Genomic DNA, 18502 nt, shown 5'->3' with positions numbered 1-18502 from the left:
TTAGGTGCATCAGGTAAATCAAACGAATCATAATGAAAAAAATACAAACCATAGGTTTAAGCATCTTTTTACTTGGATTAAGTATTTTCGTTTCTCTCATTTTCTTAGGGAAATATGAACTTAGTTCAAAACTTTTTGAAAAAGTAATCTCTAATAAAGGCATCAAAAGTGAGCTTTTTATTAATGATATAAAGAATAATGTTGTTGGAAAAGAATTTTCAAATCCTTTTTTATTTTCTTCTAAAATTACTTCTGCCTTGGAAATAGCTAATACTACTCACAAAAAAAATAGTGAATGGGATAAAGTTATTTGGAGTAAACCACATAGTTTTTCTTATGAAATAGCAAAAGAAGCAGGAACAGGAGTTATAAAAGAAAATAAAGGTCTTTTTTGGTTACTAACCTTCGGTTTAGGAATTATTGGCTCCTTATTATATATCATTCCAACAGTAATAACTCTTGGCTCTCCTGGTATAAAAAACAACGGGATTTGGCTGAATCCTGCTACTAATAGAGGTTGGATTGGTTGGTTGGTTTTTCTATTTTTAGTAGGGTTTTACGTGCTACTTTACTTCTATCCTGACTTCATCGTAAATTGGACATATATTGTTGATCCAATTAGCCAATATTTAAGCGGAAATCTAGCTTCTCAATGGTTCTTATATGGCTTTTTGTATTGTGTAGTAATGGTTGTAATGGCTATAAGAATGTACATAAAATATCGTCATAATAAATACCAAACCTTAAGAACAACATCTGTTTTATTTTTTCAAATTGTTTTTGCTTTTTTAATTCCAGAAATCTTAGTTCGTTTTGAAAAACCTTGGTACGATTTTAAAAATGCTTTTCCGTTAGATTATGATTTCTTTTTTAGTTGGAACTTAGACCAGCTAATCGCTAGTGGTGGCTTCGGATTATTTATCTTAGTTTGGGGAATTGTATTAACCTTAGTAATCGTTCCTGTGATGGTATATTTCTTCGGAAAACGTTGGTACTGCTCATGGGTTTGCGGTTGCGGTGGACTAGCAGAAACTTTAGGTGACCCTTACCGACAACTATCAGATAAATCATTAAAAGCATGGAAGTTTGAACGTTGGATAGTACATGGAGTTCTTGTATTTGCTCTAATAATGACTGGTTTTACATTATACTCTTACTTTTCTGGAAGTCAAGAAGTATTAGGAATTAAAACACAAACCATTCAAGATATTTATGGTTTCTTAATAGGCTCCATCTTTGCAGGTGTTATTGGTACTGGATTTTATCCAATTTTCGGTAACCGCGTTTGGTGTCGTTTTGGGTGCCCACTAGCTGCTTATTTAGGAATTGTACAACGTTTTAAATCTCGATTTAGAATTACTACCAATGGTGGGCAATGTATTTCTTGTGGAAATTGCTCTACGTATTGTGAACAAGGTATTGACGTACGTGCTTATGCTCAAAAAGGAGAAAATATAGTACGTGCTAGTTGTGTTGGTTGCGGAATTTGTTCGGCTGTATGTCCTAGAGGTGTATTAAAATTAGAAAATGGTCCAGAAAAAGGACGTATCAATCCTACAGAAATTTTACTTGGTAATGATGTAGATTTGATGAAACTAGTAAATAAAAAATAAATTTTATTCAACTCTAAAAAGACTATACCTTGCACGCTTTAAAACAGCAAATGAAACCTTTAATCAAAGTAATCATACCCGCCTATAACGAACAAGATTCTATTGCTCTTGTTATAAACGATATTCCTTCTATAGTAAATGAAGTAATTGTAATTAGTAATAATTCAACTGACAATACCGAAGTTAATGCTAAAAATGCAGGAGCTACGGTACTTTCTGAAAATAGAAAAGGATACGGGTATGCTTGTTTAAAGGGAATGGAATATATTTCACTCAAAAATGAAAAACCTGATATCATTGTTTTTTTAGATGGAGATTATTCTGATTATCCAGAGCAACTAAACGAGCTTGTTGAACCTATACTTAAAGACAATATAGATTTTGTGGTAGGAGCTCGTGTAAAACACTTACGCAAACAAGGTTCTATGACTCCGCAACAAATTTTCGGTAACTGGTTAGCTACAATCTTAATGAAATTATTTTTTAATGCAAAGTTTACTGATTTAGGTCCATTTAGAGCCATAAAATACGACAAGCTTTTAGCTTTACAAATGGAAGACAAAACTTATGGGTGGACGGTTGAAATGCAATTAAAAGCCTTAAAACAAAAGTTAAGTTATACCGAAATACCAATGAAATACAGAAATAGAATAGGTGTTTCAAAAGTTTCAGGAACAGTAAAAGGTAGTATATTAGCCGGCATTAAAATTTTAGGTTGGATTTTTAAATATAGCTTTAAATAATGATCTTAGAATATATAATAATTACGCTATACACCATATCATTAGTTCTTATTTTGCTTTATGCTTTAGCACAATTTAACCTGCTAATAAATTATTTAAAAGCACGAAAAAAACAAGACAACTCACCTAAATTTGATTTTTCAAATCCGAACGAAATTCCTTATGTAACCATACAGTTGCCTGTTTTTAATGAGTTGTATGTCATGGAACGTTTATTAAATAATATTGCAAAACTTAAATATCCTCGTGAGAAATTAGAAATTCAAGTACTTGATGATTCTACAGACGAATCGGTTGAAAGTACTGCTAAACAAATAGCAGAACTTCAAAAAACAGGATTAGACATTCAACATATTAGACGAGAAAATCGTCAAGGGTTTAAAGCTGGAGCTTTAAAAGAAGGACTAAAAACAGCCAAAGGAGAGTTCATTGCTATTTTTGACGCAGATTTTTTACCTAAAGAAAACTGGTTGTTAGAAACGGTTCCTTATTTCAAAGACCCTAAAATAGGGGTAGTCCAAACTCGTTGGGGGCATATTAACAGAAACTATTCAACCTTAACAAAAATTCAAGCTTTTGCTTTAGATGCTCATTTTACTTTAGAACAGGTAGGACGAAATAGTCAAGGGCATTTCATTAACTTTAATGGTACTGCTGGTATTTGGCGCAAAGAATGTATTTATGATGCAGGAAATTGGGAAGGAGACACCTTAACTGAAGATTTAGACCTAAGTTATCGTGCACAATTAAAAAACTGGAAATTTAAATACTTAGAAAATGTTGTTACCCCTGCTGAATTACCCGTTGTAATCAGTGCTGCTCGTTCGCAACAGTTTAGATGGAATAAAGGTGGCGCCGAAAATTTTCAAAAAATGCTAAAAAGGATTCTTACTAGTAAGAACATTCCTTTAAAAACTAAAATTCACGGAACACTGCATCTTCTCAATAGTTCAATGTTTACTTGTATTTTTTTAGTTGCTATTTTAAGTATACCTATGTTGTATATTAAAAATGAGTATGCACATTTAAAAATTTACTTTTTAGTAATGAGTTTCTTCATTATAAGTACGCTAATTTTCTTTATTTGTTATTGGTTTATGTACAAGAGAACTTATGGAGGAGGGGCTTTGAACTTTATAAAATACATTGGAGCCTTTTTTGCCTTTTTCTCTATTGCTATGGGGTTCTCTTTACATAATACAATTGCTGTTTTAGAAGGTCATTTAGGGAAGAAGAGTGAGTTTGTAAGAACACCAAAATTCAATATTAAGTCATTAAAAGACAACTGGAAAAACAACAAATACATTCGTAAAAAACCTTCGTTACATGTAATTATTGAAGGAGCATTAACGCTGTATTTTGCATTTGGAATGTATAGTGCTTTTATTGTTGGAGATAAAGGCGGTGATTTTGGAATGTTTCCTTTTCACTTAATGTTGTTTGTTGGTTTTGGTTATGTATTTTATAAATCGCTATTTTCTAAGGCATAAATGTCTTTACTTAAAAAATACAACTTTATTATACTAACATTTGTTAGTATATGTTTTTACACCATTTTTGCCTATTCTTTAGAGCGCACCGAGTTTTACAAACTACTTGTTTTGTGGATTGGCTTATTTGGTTCTTTTTATTTTTTGCTACAAAACAAACAGACTTCTTTTAAAAATTGGGTTGCTATTGCAATTCTTTTTAGGTTAATATTCTTATTTGCCATACCTAATTTATCGCAAGATTTTTATCGGTTTATTTGGGATGGACGCATGATTTTAGAAGGATTCAACCCTTATTTATCATTACCTCAAACTTTTATTGAGCAAAACAACGCTCCTATTTTACAAGCGACAGAATTGTATAAAGGAATGGGACAATTAAATGGAAGTCATTACACCAACTACCCTCCTATTAATCAATTGTGTTTTTTATTAGCAGCTTTGTTTTCAAAACACAGTATTTTAGGAAGTGTAATAATTATGCGCATCCTCATTATTTTGGCTGATATTGGAATTTTATACTTCGGAAAAAAGCTCTTAAAAAAATTACAGTTACCCGTTCATAATATCTTTTTATACATTTTAAACCCGTTTGTAATTATTGAATTTACAGGAAACTTACATTTTGAACCTGTAATGCTATTTTTTCTAGTTTGGAGTTTATACAAATTACAACAGCAAAAATGGATTTGGGCGGGTGTTTTATTAGCCTGTGCAGTTTCCGTAAAACTAATTCCGTTACTTTTTCTACCCTTATTTTATCAATGGTTTATAAAAAATGACATTTCATATATTACAGGAATTAAAAAGTTAATTGGATTTTATACAGTTGTACTATTAACAATTGCCATAACCTTCCTTCCTTTTTTTTCTATTGAATTTATGACGAATTACTCGAATTCTGTAGGGCTTTGGTTTCGAAATTTCGAGTTTAATGCTAGCTTCTACTATATTGCTAGAGAAGTAGGATATTTATTTAGAGGGTACAACGAGATTGCTATTATAGGTAAAATGATACCTATTCTTACCATTAGCTTTCTTTTGATTCTTACTTTTTTCCGAAGAAATATATCTGCGATACAATTAATAACGGCAATGTTGTTAGGTTTGTCCTTTTATTATTTTATAAGTACGACTATGCATCCTTGGTATATTGGTACTCTTTTAATTTTATCGGTATTTACTAAATATTGTTATCCCTTAGTGTGGAGCTTTGTTATAATATTAAGTTATCAAGCTTACGCTAACATTCCTTGGAAAGAAAACCTTTGGTTAATTGCCTTAGAATATGCGATTTTATACTCTTTTATAATTTGGGAGTTAAGCATAAAAAAACCCACTCATAATTGAGTGGGAAAAATTGCTATGAAAAAGAAAAAGAAAGTGGTTTTTAAACCACAATTCAAAGATAAATAAGTTTTTCTTTTTTACAAATACTTTTTAAAAAAAATTTTAATCTTTTTTTTACCCTTTATAAACCTTTGGTTAACACTTTGTAACTTTATTATCTTTCAGTTGGTATTTTCCTCCGCTTTCAAAACAAACAGCATATCCCTTTTCATCAAAATCTAAGCGATGACCATATTCACTTATCCATCCAATTTGCTTAGAAGGATTCCCTACTACTAATGCATAAGGAGCAACTTCTTTAGTTACTACAGCTCCTGCACCAATAAAAGCATACTCACCTATATTGTTGCCGCAAACAATTGTTGCATTAGCGCCGATACTCGCTCCTTTTTTTACAACGGTTTGTAAGTATTGATCTTGTCTTTTAATAGCACTACGCGGGTTAATAACGTTCGTAAACACCATAGACGGTCCTAAAAAAACATCATCTTCGCAAATAACTCCTGTATAAATAGAAACATTGTTTTGAACTTTTACATTACTACCCAATACAACTTGAGGAGATACCACCACATTTTGACCTAAGTTACAGTTATTCCCTATTGTACAATTAGGCATAATATGACTGAAATGCCAAATTTTTGTCCCTTCTCCAATTATACAACCATCATCTATAACAGCTGTTTCGTGTGCAAAAAACGTTTTATCTATATCCATACAAACAAAAATAAAAAAACTCAACCTAAATAGTTGAGCTTTTAATTATTATTCTACTTTAAAAAGAATTGGTAAGGTATATTTTACTTTTACTTCTTTGTTATTCTGTTTTCCTGGTTGAAACTGTGGGATTTTATTCACCACTCTATCCGTTTCTTTTTCTAATTTCATATGTGGTGCTCTAATTTGAATATTCGTAACGTTACCTGATTTATCAATAACAAACTGCGTTAAGATTTTATATTTTCCGGAACTTAGCCCTACTTTTTGTGCGATAACTGAATTAAAATTTCGTTGAACATGTTGTTGAATTTTTCGTTCAAAACATTTTCTGTTTTCAACTTCAGACAAGCCTTCACAACCTTTAAATACCGGAGTATTTTGTACATTTTTAATTGATATCGGGTCGTCTGCTTTATCAATTATTTCTTCTTCTTTTGCTTGTGATATTGCTGTTACATCTATTATAGGTTCATCAACAGGCATTTCAATTATTGTAGTAATTTCAGTATTGTTGTCTACTATTTTTTGCTTAAGAATTTCTTTAACTACTGTTTTTTTCTTCGGTTTTTCTGTTACCTCCTCTACCCTTTTTAAGACAACAGGTTGTTTAAAGGTATAAATAGGTTCATACAACTCACTATTTGATGGTTTTAAAACCGCAACATCTTTTTCTGTTTCATACTCTAAGGCTAGAAAAACTATAAATAAAGTGAGTACCAACCCTAACTGAGTAAAAATAGTTGAGAATTTTTCTAACTGCTTTCTAGCATTCTTTTTTGTTGTTTTCATAGTTCATTTATTTTAAATTACTACTTAGTTGAAAACAAGAAATATGCCAATAAAAAAAGCAATCCTTTTAGGATTGCTTTTTTTATTATGATCTGTAAGTAATTTACTACTCTACGTTAAATGTAATAGGTAATGTATAACCAACTCTTACTGGTCTACCTCTTTGTCTACCTGGTTGCATTTTAGGAATTTTTCTAGCTACTCTTTCAGCCTCTTGCTTTAACCTTGGGTGTGGAGCTCTTGCTGTTACGCTAGTAATAGAACCATCTTTGTCAATCTTAAATTGAACATAGATTCTCTTTTTACCTGGTGCTAAACCTAATTCGTTAGCTAATTCAGCGTTAAAGTTACGTTGAACGTGTTTTTGTAATTGCTTATTTAAACAGTCTTTCTTTTGTTGTTTTGTACCAGTACATCCAGGAAATACAGGAACTTCTTCAATAATAGCAAAAGGTACATCTTCTACTACCTCTTCTACCTCTTCTACCTCTTCGATATCTTCAACAACGATTTCTTCAGATTCATCTGTTTCTGTAGATTCAATAACCGTTTCTTCTACTTCTTTTTCATCTTCTACTACTTCAATTTTTTCAGGAGCTGGTGGTGGTGGTGTATTTGGCTTTGGTTTTGGTGGCTCAATTTGAAGCTCTATAGTTTCTTCTTCAATTTCAGAAGCCATATTAGCCATACCTAAGTCAGCATATTCTTTATCATATGTTTTATGTTCAATAGCAACATACGTTACAAATAAAGCAAAAACCAAACCTATTTGTACAAATAGTTTACTGTAGTTTTCTAAGTTTGATTTTGGATTTTTCTTGATTTCCATCCTAAATGTTTTTAATAGTTCGCTAATTTAATTAATTTATTTCAACTTATACAAGCATAATCTTTAAATAGCTTCATTTTTCTTAAAAAAAGAATTATAAATAATAATAGCTATTAAAATACCCGTCGTATTTGCGATTACATCTAAAATCTCTCCTGATCGATGTGATGTGATTATAACTTGTAGAACCTCAATAATTATGCCGTAAAGAAAACAACCAAAAGCTATTAAATACTTATTAATTTTTGTTGTTCTTAAGGCGATAAACCACACAAGGCTTAGAACAAAATAAGCGAAAGCATGCTTAATTTTATCTAAATGGTTTATTTGTATAGGTGACTTTCCTAGCTTTATTAAACTAACAATAGCAATACCTAGTGTAATAAGTATTGCTATTGTTATTAGTTTATCCTTTAATAAGCTCTTGATATTGCTCAGCACTTAATAAATCTGCTACTTGTGAATCGTCAGATAATTTTACTTTTATCATCCATCCTTCTCCGTATGGATCAGAGTTTACTAATTCTGGCTCATCTTCTAAAGCTTCATTAAACTCTACTACTTCACCTGATAAAGGCATGAAAAGATCTGAAACTGTTTTTACTGCCTCTACTGATCCGAAAACCTCTTCAGCATCTAATGTTTCATCTAAGGTATCAACATCTACATATACGATATCTCCTAACTCACCTTGTGCAAAATCAGTAATACCAATAGTTGCTACATCTCCTTCTACCTTAACCCACTCGTGGTCTTTGGTATACTTTAATTCTGATGGAATGTTCATTGTAATTATTTTTTATTGTGTTTGTTTTAATTTCCTAAGTTATATACTAAATTAATTCCTGCATTAATTGATTGTCTTGGGAAAGTGGTAGAAACTGCATACTCAAACGTTTGATGATTATAATAAAAAGAAGCGGTTAAATTACTAGTTAAATTATAATCGGCGATAAATTTTAATCCAAATAATTTTTCTCCTCCTGTTATCTGACTATTCTCTTTATCAACACTTCTTATCAACGTTAAGTTGTCTCTTAACGAAACATCTGCTCTTAAATTTATGTCTCCTTTTAAGGTTTCTTTCTTTCCTGTAAATCTGGTGACAAATTTAACATCTCTAATCTTATATCCAAATCCTAAAACATATTCTGTTCCTTTAATATCTGTTAACGTATTATTGTTAAAGTTTAAAGTTAATGTTCTATCTTTTCTTACTTCTCCTTTAAATGAAATAGAGTTTTTCATTCTAAAATCTACTTTTATTAATGGAGAAAACTCATCAATTAAAGTTGCCGACGAAATTAAGAGTTCTGGTTGATAATTACCAGAAGTATTTGTATTTGTTGTACTATTCGCATCATACTGTAAATTATTCGTATAATTACCTATAGTATAAAGAGAATTATATCCGTGTGATAAGGTAAATGAGCTAAAGTTTTTCTTAAACCATTTATATTTCATAAAACCATTATAACGTAGTGTCCAGTTTGGAATAGGGATGTTTTTAAAGACTCCTGTACTTACCGAATTAGGACTATTACCAGAATAAGCTGCAATAAATGCAGGCAACATTGCTTGTTGTCCGTTTGTTTTAAATCCTGGATCACTATTAGCAGGATTAGGATCGTTAGCAGTTATACCTTGTTCATTAGCTATTCTTCCTGAAATTTCTTGTCTGTAATCTAAAAAGTTTTGATACAGCGTTTCATTATCTGTAAAAACAGTTCCCAACATAAAATGACTAATACTGTAATTACCTGTTTCAAAAGGTTTGATATTAGGATCCTGTTCAAAACCTCCGTTTCCGTTAGAAACTACATCTAACTGCTGTGTTAAATTACTCGTTTGAATTCTATTTCCTCGTAAATCGATTGTTAAATCTCTAAACGGTTTTACTGATACAGTATAATCTAACTTTTTATATCTTGTTTTAGCATAGTTTTTACTGTAATATTCCTCACCAGCATTACGGGTAATTAACCATCCGTTTTCAATTGCTCTGTTTAAAATATCTGTTTGACTACCAAAAACGAATCCTAATGTTGGTGCTAAACCTCCATCATAACTATTTCTTCCTAAAAATCCTACCGAAGGTTTGTACCCTTGTAACAAAGTTCCATTATTTTGAGAGTAACTTATTTTTGCTCTTTTTACTGATGTTAATACATCATAAACGCCTTTTCCTAGCTTTTGCCCAAAAGTAGCTTTCTTTTTAAGCTTTGCTTTTTGAGTAACTTGATTTCCTCCTAAAGTAGCAGCACCTTGTTGAGTTGGTTGTTTTTTTACTCCTTTTAACAATAACTTATCTACTCCAATAATTTTATAAAAACGTCCAAAATCTATATTGGTATTTAAGTTATGAGTGTTTGCATTTTGAATCATATTTCCAACTTCTTCAATATAACTTTGCGATCCTGCTTTCCAGTCAAAGTCTGCTGTATAACCATAATCGGCATTAATGAAGTTTAAAAAAGGAAACTTATCTAATGGTAACTTATAAGTTGCGTTTAGTTTTTGATGATAGTTATCTGGCCTACCAATACTAAAAAATTGATCGTAAACCTCTAATTGTTCATCTTCACCAAAACTATCATAAATATAATTATTTGTTGCATTAAAGTTTAATTGTAACGATTTTGTTAAATCAAAACCAATTGTATAATCCCAATTAAATAAAAATCTTCGCTGTATAAGTTCTGGTTGCGCTGTTAGACCAATATCTTGAACTAAATTTCTTGATTGTTGGCTATTGTAGTTTCTATTAATTCTTGAATTAATTGCTACCGTTTTAGGTACTGGATTAAAGTTTAAATCTTTTATAAACTGTAAATACCTGCTCTTAAATCCTTCTGACTTTTTAAAAGGTTCTATGTTAAAAGGCACAAAATTGAAGTTGTAACTAGCTCCTGCCATTACGTTTTTATTCACATACTTTTCAATATTGTAATCTTTATGAAACTCTTCACTATGTGCATACGAAGCAGAGAAATTTTCTACATCATAAAACTTAGGCTTTTTCTTACTCTCTGGGTTTCTGTTTTTCTTTACATTGATAAAACTAATACTCTTTCTTCTTGTGTAATCTTGGGCATTCTTACTGTTAGGGTTTTTATCAATTGCATCTTCTAACTCTACATCTTGAAACTGCGGATCGTATTTTGGATCTCTGAATTCTTCACCATAAGTATAACTCATTGGCACTTGCATGTTCCATTTTTTAGGCATCATTTTACCTAACTGAACATTGGTTGCTACACTGTATTGCTTAACTTCTTCAATACTTCGTTGCTGAACTCTATCTTCTACGTTACCAAAACCAATAGTAGACATTCTACCTGCTAAAGACACATCCATTACATCAGCCATGTTTGCGTCGGCATTTACCACAGCTGCCCAACCTCCTTTATTGTCAAAACCTACAGCACGCAATTCATTAAACCAAACTTCTACTGATTTTGGAGAAGAGGTTGCATTCTTAACCCCTAACATTATGGTTCTTATTTGTGCCAATGTCGGATTACCTTTAACCGAAATATCCAATCCTTTAGAACTTACACCTTCAAAAATGTTAGAAATAGGATCTCCTGTTGGCCTTTGAATTTTAAGATTTGCTAACTCTTCTAGCAAAATATCTAAGTTGTTTTCTTTTGGTAGCCAAACGTCCTCAGGTGATGCATTTGATGTAGATATTTTTAATGGTTTTTCTATTTGATAATAATTATCATTTAAATCAGTACCTAAACGAATAATTGCTACCATATCATCATTACCTGCTCCTTCTGTTGTATTTGGGCTTTCTGCATGTAAAAACATACGTAAGTTTTTATACCTACGCATATCGATACTAATATTTTTATAAATTGTTCGTACGTCATCTGCTTTTAAATCGGTAACTTTTAAAGTTACTGATTGTTCATTCTGACGTTGAATTCTATTGGTTCCTTGTAACTCTTCTCGTTCAATTCCTGGTGGTAATTCATAACGGTCTGGGTTTTGCTCAATACTTACCACACCTATTTCAAACTTATTTAACTCTTCAGGTTGAATAGGAACTGGTACTCCTGACTCTGGTAAAGTTTTCGTATAACGACGCCAATCTCCTCTAACCAATTCCAACTCTCCAAAACGTAATACCACAGGCATTCTAAACTGGGTTAGGAACATTCGTATAAAACGTATACTGTTAAAATCAGAAATTCCATTGATTTTTTGAGCATCTGTAACATTTCTTACAGGTATTCTAAACTGATACCAAGTAGTGCTTCTTGTTGAACCGTTTAATAAAGTTACATTTTGTGTTTTAACATCAATGATATGATTTTGCCCTTTTATTAAATCTGTCTTATTTAATGACACCTCATATTCAAAATAACTATTTACCGGATTCATTGTCTGATCCTTGTTAATATCTTCAGTATCTGGATAAGTAGTTGATGATGTTGGATATGATTCTCCTGATTGACTTGCAGTTGGCGAATTTCCTTCTGTACCATTATAGTTTTTATAACGTGATAAAACCGAAGGATTAGTACTTTCTATTGCTCCTCCTCTAAAAAACTGGAAATTATCTCCTGCTGGATCTTCTAATCCTGCAAATGCAGGAAATTTTGCTCTTTCTTCTTCATCACTCAACCCGTCTAAACCAACATCTTGATTGGTTCTTGCATCATTACTAGAATCAAAAGCATATATGATTGATGGGTTGATAGGCGTTGTTCCCCAAATAGAAGTTTCAACATTTCCTCCATCTACCTTTTGTCCATCAGCAGGAAGTCCATTTTCATACTGTTTCCTTCCGTCTTTTAAAATATCTTCAGAAACATTTCCTAAGTTAATGAATAACTTTCCTACTTGATTAACTTGAGCACTTGGATCAATACCTGCTGGCAACCCTTCTTCAGCTGTGATTGAGTAATTTTCATACGGATCCATTAACCAAAACTGAATGTACTCTACGTTTGCTTGCTCAAAATTATTGGTAGTTAATGCTCGCATAATCCCCCCCCATCGTTCTTCAGAGGTTACTGTATTTGCATTTTCATTATAGTTATACGGTCCTCTTTCAGCAGGGTAATATGCCAAATCTAATGTTCGCACCAAGTTTTGTTGGGTAATATCTAAATCTGTTTCTGGAAACAATTCATTGTAACGAATTTGACGAACCTCATTTCTAGAAAGTTCATTTTCATCAATATTACCTGGTCTGTTACCGCTACCGTAAAATAACTGATCAACATTATACCATGCTAATTTTCCTCTTTTATAATTGTATTCCAATCCAAAAGCACCTCCATCAAATCCTTGTGATTCGGGTGTACTTGCTAAAAACCATTGTTGTGGCGAACTTAAATTGATTGGAATTTGAGAAGCTTCAAAATCATCTAAATATGAAGTTGCTGTACCATCTACATTAATTCCACTAGGAGCACCTGGTAATAAATAAGCCATATCTGCTCTTACCGAAACGTTTGAAGGAACTTCGGTTTCTACAAAAGGTAATTTGTTTGCTAGTTTTGTTAAATAAGGCACTTCTGAAGAGTAATCTAAATTTAACCCTAACATTATATTATCGATAGGCTCTCCTCCAAAGTTTACTTTAGGAGTAATTGGTTTTTCACTAACATTTAAAAAGGTTCCTCCTAAAATAAAATCATCTGAAAAACGATGCTCTACATCTACTCCTATAAATGTTTTTCTTTGTTGATTAAAGAACGTATTATTTTCTACTGAAGCATTAATCGGAATTCCTGATGCTTCTAAACCTGGATCTAAAATTTGTACGCGACCTAACTGGTAATCTACCACATAATCAACCCCTTCAACTAGTTGTCTTCCTCCTGCAGTAACACGTACTGAACCTCTTGGAACGTTGAACGCTCCTAAAGAAATTCCTCTGCTCGTTTCTGATTTAAAATATCCTTTTAAAAAGAATTTATCTAAGTTTTGGTATTCATTTTTTGCTTGAATCTTGGTTGTTAAATATAATTCTTCAAAACCATATTTAGTTTGATCTGTTGGATTCGTTAACTTTAGTAATAAGTCTTCTCCAAAAGGTTCTGGTTCAGGAAACAAAATATACCCTCTCTCTGAATTTACCGTAACCCCTTCTACATAATCGAAAAAACCATCTCCGTTTGTAACTGCATACTCACTTTGGTCTAACTTATCTAAGTTCAACAACCTTAATAAAGGTTCATTTTTTAATGATGTGTTGGCCGCATTTTGCAAGGTATTTTGTAGTGTTCCTGTTTCGTCATCACGATACAATAACTCGAAACGAAAACCATCACGTTGTAATGGGAATGCTCCTAAAGCATACACGTTTTTCATCATTAAACGCCATGTAGGAAAAGGTTCTCCGGGACTGGTTGTCGTAGCTGTTCCTGGACGTACCGTATTTAAAATTTCACTACGTAATAATTTTACTGCTATGTTTGAGGGCGCTACAACTCCGTCATTTGAAAACTCCCCTACTCTAAAAACTGTTTCTCCGTTCGAAGCTCCTACAACAGTATATTCAAAAGCTACTGCTAAAACTTCTCCGTCATTTAATCGTCTGTTTAACGAAATAAAACCTAACTGAGGATGTAACTTAAACTCATTAGGCTGTAATCTACGAGCATTTTGTAAATACGTATAGTTAAATCCTTGTCTAGCTGGAACACCAATACTATTTATTGCATTGTCTACCGTTGCTACGTCTCTAATTTGTTGAAGTGGATCAGTTAATAAACTTGCTAAGTTATTTACCTCATTATACGGTAAGTTTCTTAAATTTCCATTTATACTAACTTGAGCAGGCGATCCTGTTGTTGTTATTTCTGTTGGATTTACCTCATTGACATCATATGACTCTCCTAAATCGGCAAGAGCGACAATGCTACGATAATCACTTACATTTTGATTTCTATTGGTTACCCAAACTTCTATACGAGTAATGCTAATAGGGCTGCTAATTAATGGATATCTCTCTAGTGCTTTTGAATAGTTTTCTCTAAAGTATTGAGATAAAAAGAAGTGCCTGTCATTATCATAATCAGAAGCTCGCAATTCAAAAGGCTCAATTGTTGCCCCTCCTTCGGCTATTACCGTTTTAGACTGTGAATTTTGTTGTGAAAAAGCAGCTGTAACATACGTTTTACCGAATTGCAATTGTGTTTTTACTCCAAATAACGATTGTGCTCCGTTAATTAACGAGTTTTTAATCGGCATACTAATATTACCAGCTTCAATGTTTCTAATAATATCGTCTTCGGTAGGTGTGTACTCTAATTTTATAACATTTTGAAAATCGAAAGTAGATTGTGTATCGTAATTTGCGGTTACTTTTAATCGCTTCCCTACTTTAGCTTGTATACTCGCACTAATTTGTTGATCAAAATCAAATGTAAAACTACTTTGATTCTCAACAGAAATTTGAGGATTCTCATTGTTTTGATAAACTCCTCCTAGTTTGATATTAATTTGTCCTGTTGGATTTACTTCAACTGTATTTCCGCCAAAAACAGATTCAAAAAACTTGGAATTTACATAATATTTAGGGAGTAAATTTTTACGAGCCGCATCACCTCCTTTTTTCTTCGGATTTGTAGCATCTACTTTTTCTTTAAAATAATCTTTTAAATCATTCTTTAAACGATACTCATCATACTCTTTTGGTGTCATAAAAACAGGAGTTCCTACATAGTAATCTCCTACTTTTTCAACAATCATAAACTTGTTCAACACCTTATCATAAGTAACTACTTTTTGACTAGGGTTGTTTAAAAAAAGGGCTCCGTTTTGATTGTTTTTAAAATTATACTTGAGAGGAACAACAGTATCTTTCTTAACAGTTTTTGTACTATCGTTTTGCGTATTTTGCGAAAACGAAACAATACTTACAAAAAAAGTAAGTATCGTTAATAGTCTATTCATAACTGTTTTTTCCAAACTTTTTTATAATTTTTTCAACGCCTGCTTTATAAGTATTTCAACACTTGCATCAGGTGTTTCTTTTAATATTCCCCCTATTACTTTATCGGCTTGCTTCCTAACAAAGCCAAGAACCTCTAAAGCAGATAACGCTTCTTCTTTATTTGTATTGTTCTGTACCACAGAAACTTCATCAAGATCAAAGGTTTTTAAAACTTTATCTTTTAAATCTACAATAACGCGTTGTGCTGTTTTTGCTCCAATTCCTTTAACCGATTGTATTAGCTTTACATCTTCTGAAGCAATAGCTTGTTGAACTTCTTTAGAAGTCATTGAAGACAGCATAGTTCTCGCAATACTTGGCCCTACACCTGAAACTGAAGTTAATAATAAGAATACTTCTCGCTCCATCTTGGTTGAAAAACCATATAATGTATGTGCGTCTTCTCTAATAGATAAGTGTGTATATAACAACACATATTCATCATTTGGTAATGATGAATATGTGTTTAGTGAAATGTGCAGTAAATATCCTACCCCGTTACAATCAACAACGGCGTATGTAGGATTTTTCTCCACAAGCTTCCCCCTAATTTGTGTTATCATCCAGCGATTTTTTTCTATTTGCCTAAAATAGACAAAATTATTTTTTAAAAAAAGTCTCCTAACCCACTAAGAGTTCTGAAGCTCTTTCTTTTTAGCTTTCATTTCTTTGTTCTGAGCATCAACAACTGCTACCGCAGCCATGTTTACCATTTCATCTACACTAGCACCTAATTGTAAAATATGCACTGGTTTACTCATTCCTAATAAAATAGGTCCGATAGACTCTACTTCATCTACAGCTTTCATTAACTTATACGTAATGTTTGCCGACTCTAAGTTAGGGAAAATTAAAACATTGGCTCTTTTTCCATTTAATTTAGAAAACGGGAATTCTTTAGCCAATAACTCAGGGTTCAAAGCAAAATCTGCTTGTAACTCACCATCAACAACAACATTAGGATAATTGCGATGGATATATGAAACTGCCTCTCTAATTTTTGTTGAGCTTTCAGATTTAGAAGAACCAAAGTTTGAAAAACCTAACATTGCTACATTTGGCTTCATTCCAAACATTTTAGCCAACACCGATGTTAATTGTGTAATTTTAGCTAAATCCTTTGCAGTTGGATTAATATTGATAGTTGTATCCGCCAAGAACATTGGACCTTGCTTGGTTAGCATCATATTTGTTGCTGCAACTCTTGTTACTCCTTGATCTTTTTCAATCAGTTCTAACATTGGTTTTACTACTGAAGGATAAGGTCTAGAGTACCCTGTAATTAAAGCATCTGCCTCACCAGAATTCACCATCATTGCTGCAAAATAGTTACGCTCGCGCATCCATTTTTGTGCTTCTAAAAATGTAACTCCTTTGCGTTGTCTTGTTTTCCAGAAAGCTTCAGCATAACGATTTCTTCTAGCTTCTTCTTCATCTGTTTTAGGATCAATAATCGGTATATCAGCATCAAAACCTAACTCAGCTTTTAATTCTAAAATAATCTCTCTTCTTCCTAATAAAATTGGGTGTCCAATTTTTTCTTCATAAACTCTCTGCGCTGCTTTTAACACATCTAAATGATCTGCTTCTGCAAACACTAATCGTTTAGGGGCTTTCTTAGCTCGGTTATGTAACATTCTAACCTCTTTGCTTCCTGTTCCTGAGCGATCCATTAATTCTTCTCGGTACTTATCCCAATCTTCAATAGGTTCTTGAGCTACACCAGAATCCATTGCAGCTTTAGCAATTGCTGGTGGAATTTCATAAATTAATCTTGGATCAAATGGCTTTGGAATGATGTATTCTTTTCCAAAAGAAAGGCTTACCTCATCATATACAATGTTTACTTGTTCCGGTACTGATTGTTTTGCTAAGTCTGCTAACGCATGTACCGCTGCCATTTTCATTTCTTCATTAATCTTCTTAGCACGCACATCTAATGCTCCACGGAAAATAAATGGAAAACCTAACACATTATTCACCTGATTAGGATGATCTGACCTTCCTGTTGCCATGATAATATCTTCTCTTGTCGCTATTGCTAAATCGTAATCAATTTCTGGTTCTGGATTCGCCATTGCAAAAACGATAGGATTTTTTGCCATAGACAATAACATCTCAGGAGAAACCACATTTCCTTTAGATAAACCAATAAACACATCCGCATTTAACATGGCTTCTTCTAAAGTATTCACATCTATATGTGTAGCAAACTCAGCTTTTTGAGAGGTTAAATTCTCATTATCTTTTCTAATGACACCTTTACTGTCGCACATGATTACGTTTTCGCGTTTAGCTCCAAGAGCTACATACAAACGTGTACATGAAATAGCTGCTGCTCCTGCTCCATTCACCACTATTTTAACATCCTCAATATTTTTTTTATTAATCTCTAATGCATTTTTTAAGGCTGCTGCAGAAATAATTGCGGTTCCGTGCTGGTCATCGTGCATTACAGGAATATCTAATTCCTCTTTTAATCTTCTTTCAATTTCAAAAGCTTCTGGAGCTTTGATATCTTCTAAGTTAATTCCTCCAAAAGTAGGAGCAATTGCTTTTACTGTTTCAACAAATTTATCTACATCTGTTGTGTCAACTTCAATATCAAAAACATCAATATCAGCAAAAATCTTGAATAGCAATCCTTTTCCTTCCATTACTGGTTTAGACGCTTCAGGGCCAATATCACCCAATCCTAAAACAGCTGTTCCGTTTGAAATCACAGCTACTAAATTACCCTTTGATGTATATTTATAAACGTTGTTTTTATCTTTCGCTATTTCTAAACAAGGCTCAGCAACTCCTGGTGAATACGCTAATGATAAATCGTGTTGAGTTGCGTATTTTTTGGTAGGTACTACTGCTATTTTTCCTGGCTTCGGTTTGGCATGATAAAGTAAAGCTTCATGCCTTTTTCTAGAATCTCTCATAGGTTCGTTCTTGTTTGTTTGAACTTACAAATATACATTTTGTTTGTTAAGTAAAAATAATTTACTACCCGATAAAAG

12 protein-coding genes are annotated in these 18502 nt (G+C 32.5%); 4 read left to right on the top strand and 8 right to left on the bottom strand.

Annotation, left to right across the window (positions count from 1 at the left end; genetic code table 11):
- Positions 1 to 32 precede the first annotated feature (32 nt).
- The 4 genes from C8N26_RS03380 to C8N26_RS03365 are packed head-to-tail and all read left to right on the top strand — an operon-like array spanning position 33 to position 5196.
- Positions 33 to 1613, top strand: coding sequence for a 4Fe-4S binding protein (locus C8N26_RS03380; RefSeq protein WP_120186001.1), 1581 nt, complete (start codon positions 33 to 35; stop codon positions 1611 to 1613).
- A 50-nt stretch (positions 1614 to 1663) separates the two neighbouring features.
- Positions 1664 to 2356, top strand: a complete 693-nt coding sequence (locus tag C8N26_RS03375) for a glycosyltransferase family 2 protein (RefSeq protein ID WP_120186000.1) — start codon at positions 1664 to 1666, stop codon at positions 2354 to 2356.
- Entirely contained in the window at positions 2356 to 3846 is a 1491-nt protein-coding gene (locus tag C8N26_RS03370) for a cellulose synthase family protein (protein ID WP_120185999.1), read from the top strand. The genes C8N26_RS03375 and C8N26_RS03370 overlap by 1 nt, the downstream gene beginning before the upstream one ends.
- On the top strand, positions 3847 to 5196 hold the full coding sequence (locus C8N26_RS03365) for a DUF2029 domain-containing protein (protein ID WP_120185998.1): 1350 nt from the start codon (positions 3847 to 3849) through the stop codon (positions 5194 to 5196).
- Positions 5197 to 5331: 135 nt separating this feature from the next.
- Here the strand turns inward: C8N26_RS03365 and C8N26_RS03360 are convergent, their stop codons facing one another.
- The 8 genes from C8N26_RS03360 to C8N26_RS03325 form a co-directional block, all read right to left on the bottom strand.
- Entirely contained in the window at positions 5332 to 5913 is a 582-nt protein-coding gene (locus C8N26_RS03360; protein WP_120185997.1) for an acyltransferase, read from the bottom strand.
- Positions 5914 to 5961: 48 nt separating this feature from the next.
- The gene (locus C8N26_RS03355; protein WP_120185996.1) at positions 5962 to 6705 is read right to left on the bottom strand and encodes an energy transducer TonB; all 744 of its coding nucleotides are present in this window, start codon (positions 6703 to 6705) and stop codon (positions 5962 to 5964) included.
- A gap of 106 nt (positions 6706 to 6811) precedes the next feature.
- Positions 6812 to 7534 (bottom strand): energy transducer TonB, encoded by a 723-nt coding sequence (locus C8N26_RS03350; RefSeq protein WP_028891757.1) that lies wholly within the window; start codon positions 7532 to 7534, stop codon positions 6812 to 6814.
- 63 nt (positions 7535 to 7597) lie between these two features.
- Entirely contained in the window at positions 7598 to 7975 is a 378-nt protein-coding gene (locus tag C8N26_RS13650; protein WP_262607191.1) for a VanZ family protein, read from the bottom strand.
- Entirely contained in the window at positions 7941 to 8321 is a 381-nt protein-coding gene (gene gcvH / locus C8N26_RS03340; protein ID WP_028891755.1) for a glycine cleavage system protein GcvH, read from the bottom strand. The genes C8N26_RS13650 and gcvH overlap by 35 nt, the downstream gene beginning before the upstream one ends.
- A gap of 26 nt (positions 8322 to 8347) precedes the next feature.
- Positions 8348 to 15454 (bottom strand): T9SS outer membrane translocon Sov/SprA, encoded by a 7107-nt coding sequence (gene sov, locus C8N26_RS03335; protein ID WP_211327781.1) that lies wholly within the window; start codon positions 15452 to 15454, stop codon positions 8348 to 8350.
- A 21-nt stretch (positions 15455 to 15475) separates the two neighbouring features.
- Entirely contained in the window at positions 15476 to 16057 is a 582-nt protein-coding gene (gene ruvA, locus C8N26_RS03330; RefSeq protein WP_028891753.1) for a Holliday junction branch migration protein RuvA, read from the bottom strand.
- A gap of 66 nt (positions 16058 to 16123) precedes the next feature.
- Entirely contained in the window at positions 16124 to 18424 is a 2301-nt protein-coding gene (locus tag C8N26_RS03325) for an NADP-dependent malic enzyme (protein WP_120185994.1), read from the bottom strand.
- Positions 18425 to 18502: the final 78 nt, after the last annotated feature.

The sequence above is a fragment of the Tenacibaculum lutimaris genome (genome assembly GCF_003610735.1).
GTDB classification, from domain to species: Bacteria; Bacteroidota; Bacteroidia; order Flavobacteriales; family Flavobacteriaceae; genus Polaribacter; species Polaribacter lutimaris.
Note: the sequence above shows the minus strand (reverse complement) of the source record. Positions and strands in the feature narration are given on the sequence as shown.

Bases quoted from the DNA above. Each gene is read 5' to 3' on its own strand.
- C8N26_RS03355 (WP_120185996.1), bottom strand. From the start codon at position 6,705: ATGAAAACAACAAAAAAGAATGCTAGAAAGCAGTTAGAAAAATTCTCA.
- ruvA (WP_028891753.1), bottom strand. From the start codon at position 16,057: ATGATAACACAAATTAGGGGGAAGCTTGTGGAGAAAAATCCTACATAC.
- gcvH (WP_028891755.1), bottom strand. From the start codon at position 8,321: ATGAACATTCCATCAGAATTAAAGTATACCAAAGACCACGAGTGGGTT.
- C8N26_RS03370 (WP_120185999.1), top strand. From the start codon at position 2,356: ATGATCTTAGAATATATAATAATTACGCTATACACCATATCATTAGTT.
- sov (WP_211327781.1), bottom strand. From the start codon at position 15,454: ATGAATAGACTATTAACGATACTTACTTTTTTTGTAAGTATTGTTTCG.
- C8N26_RS03350 (WP_028891757.1), bottom strand. From the start codon at position 7,534: ATGGAAATCAAGAAAAATCCAAAATCAAACTTAGAAAACTACAGTAAA.
- C8N26_RS03360 (WP_120185997.1), bottom strand. From the start codon at position 5,913: ATGGATATAGATAAAACGTTTTTTGCACACGAAACAGCTGTTATAGAT.
- C8N26_RS03365 (WP_120185998.1), top strand. From the start codon at position 3,847: ATGTCTTTACTTAAAAAATACAACTTTATTATACTAACATTTGTTAGT.
- C8N26_RS03325 (WP_120185994.1), bottom strand. From the start codon at position 18,424: ATGAGAGATTCTAGAAAAAGGCATGAAGCTTTACTTTATCATGCCAAA.
- C8N26_RS03380 (WP_120186001.1), top strand. From the start codon at position 33: ATGAAAAAAATACAAACCATAGGTTTAAGCATCTTTTTACTTGGATTA.
- C8N26_RS03375 (WP_120186000.1), top strand. From the start codon at position 1,664: ATGAAACCTTTAATCAAAGTAATCATACCCGCCTATAACGAACAAGAT.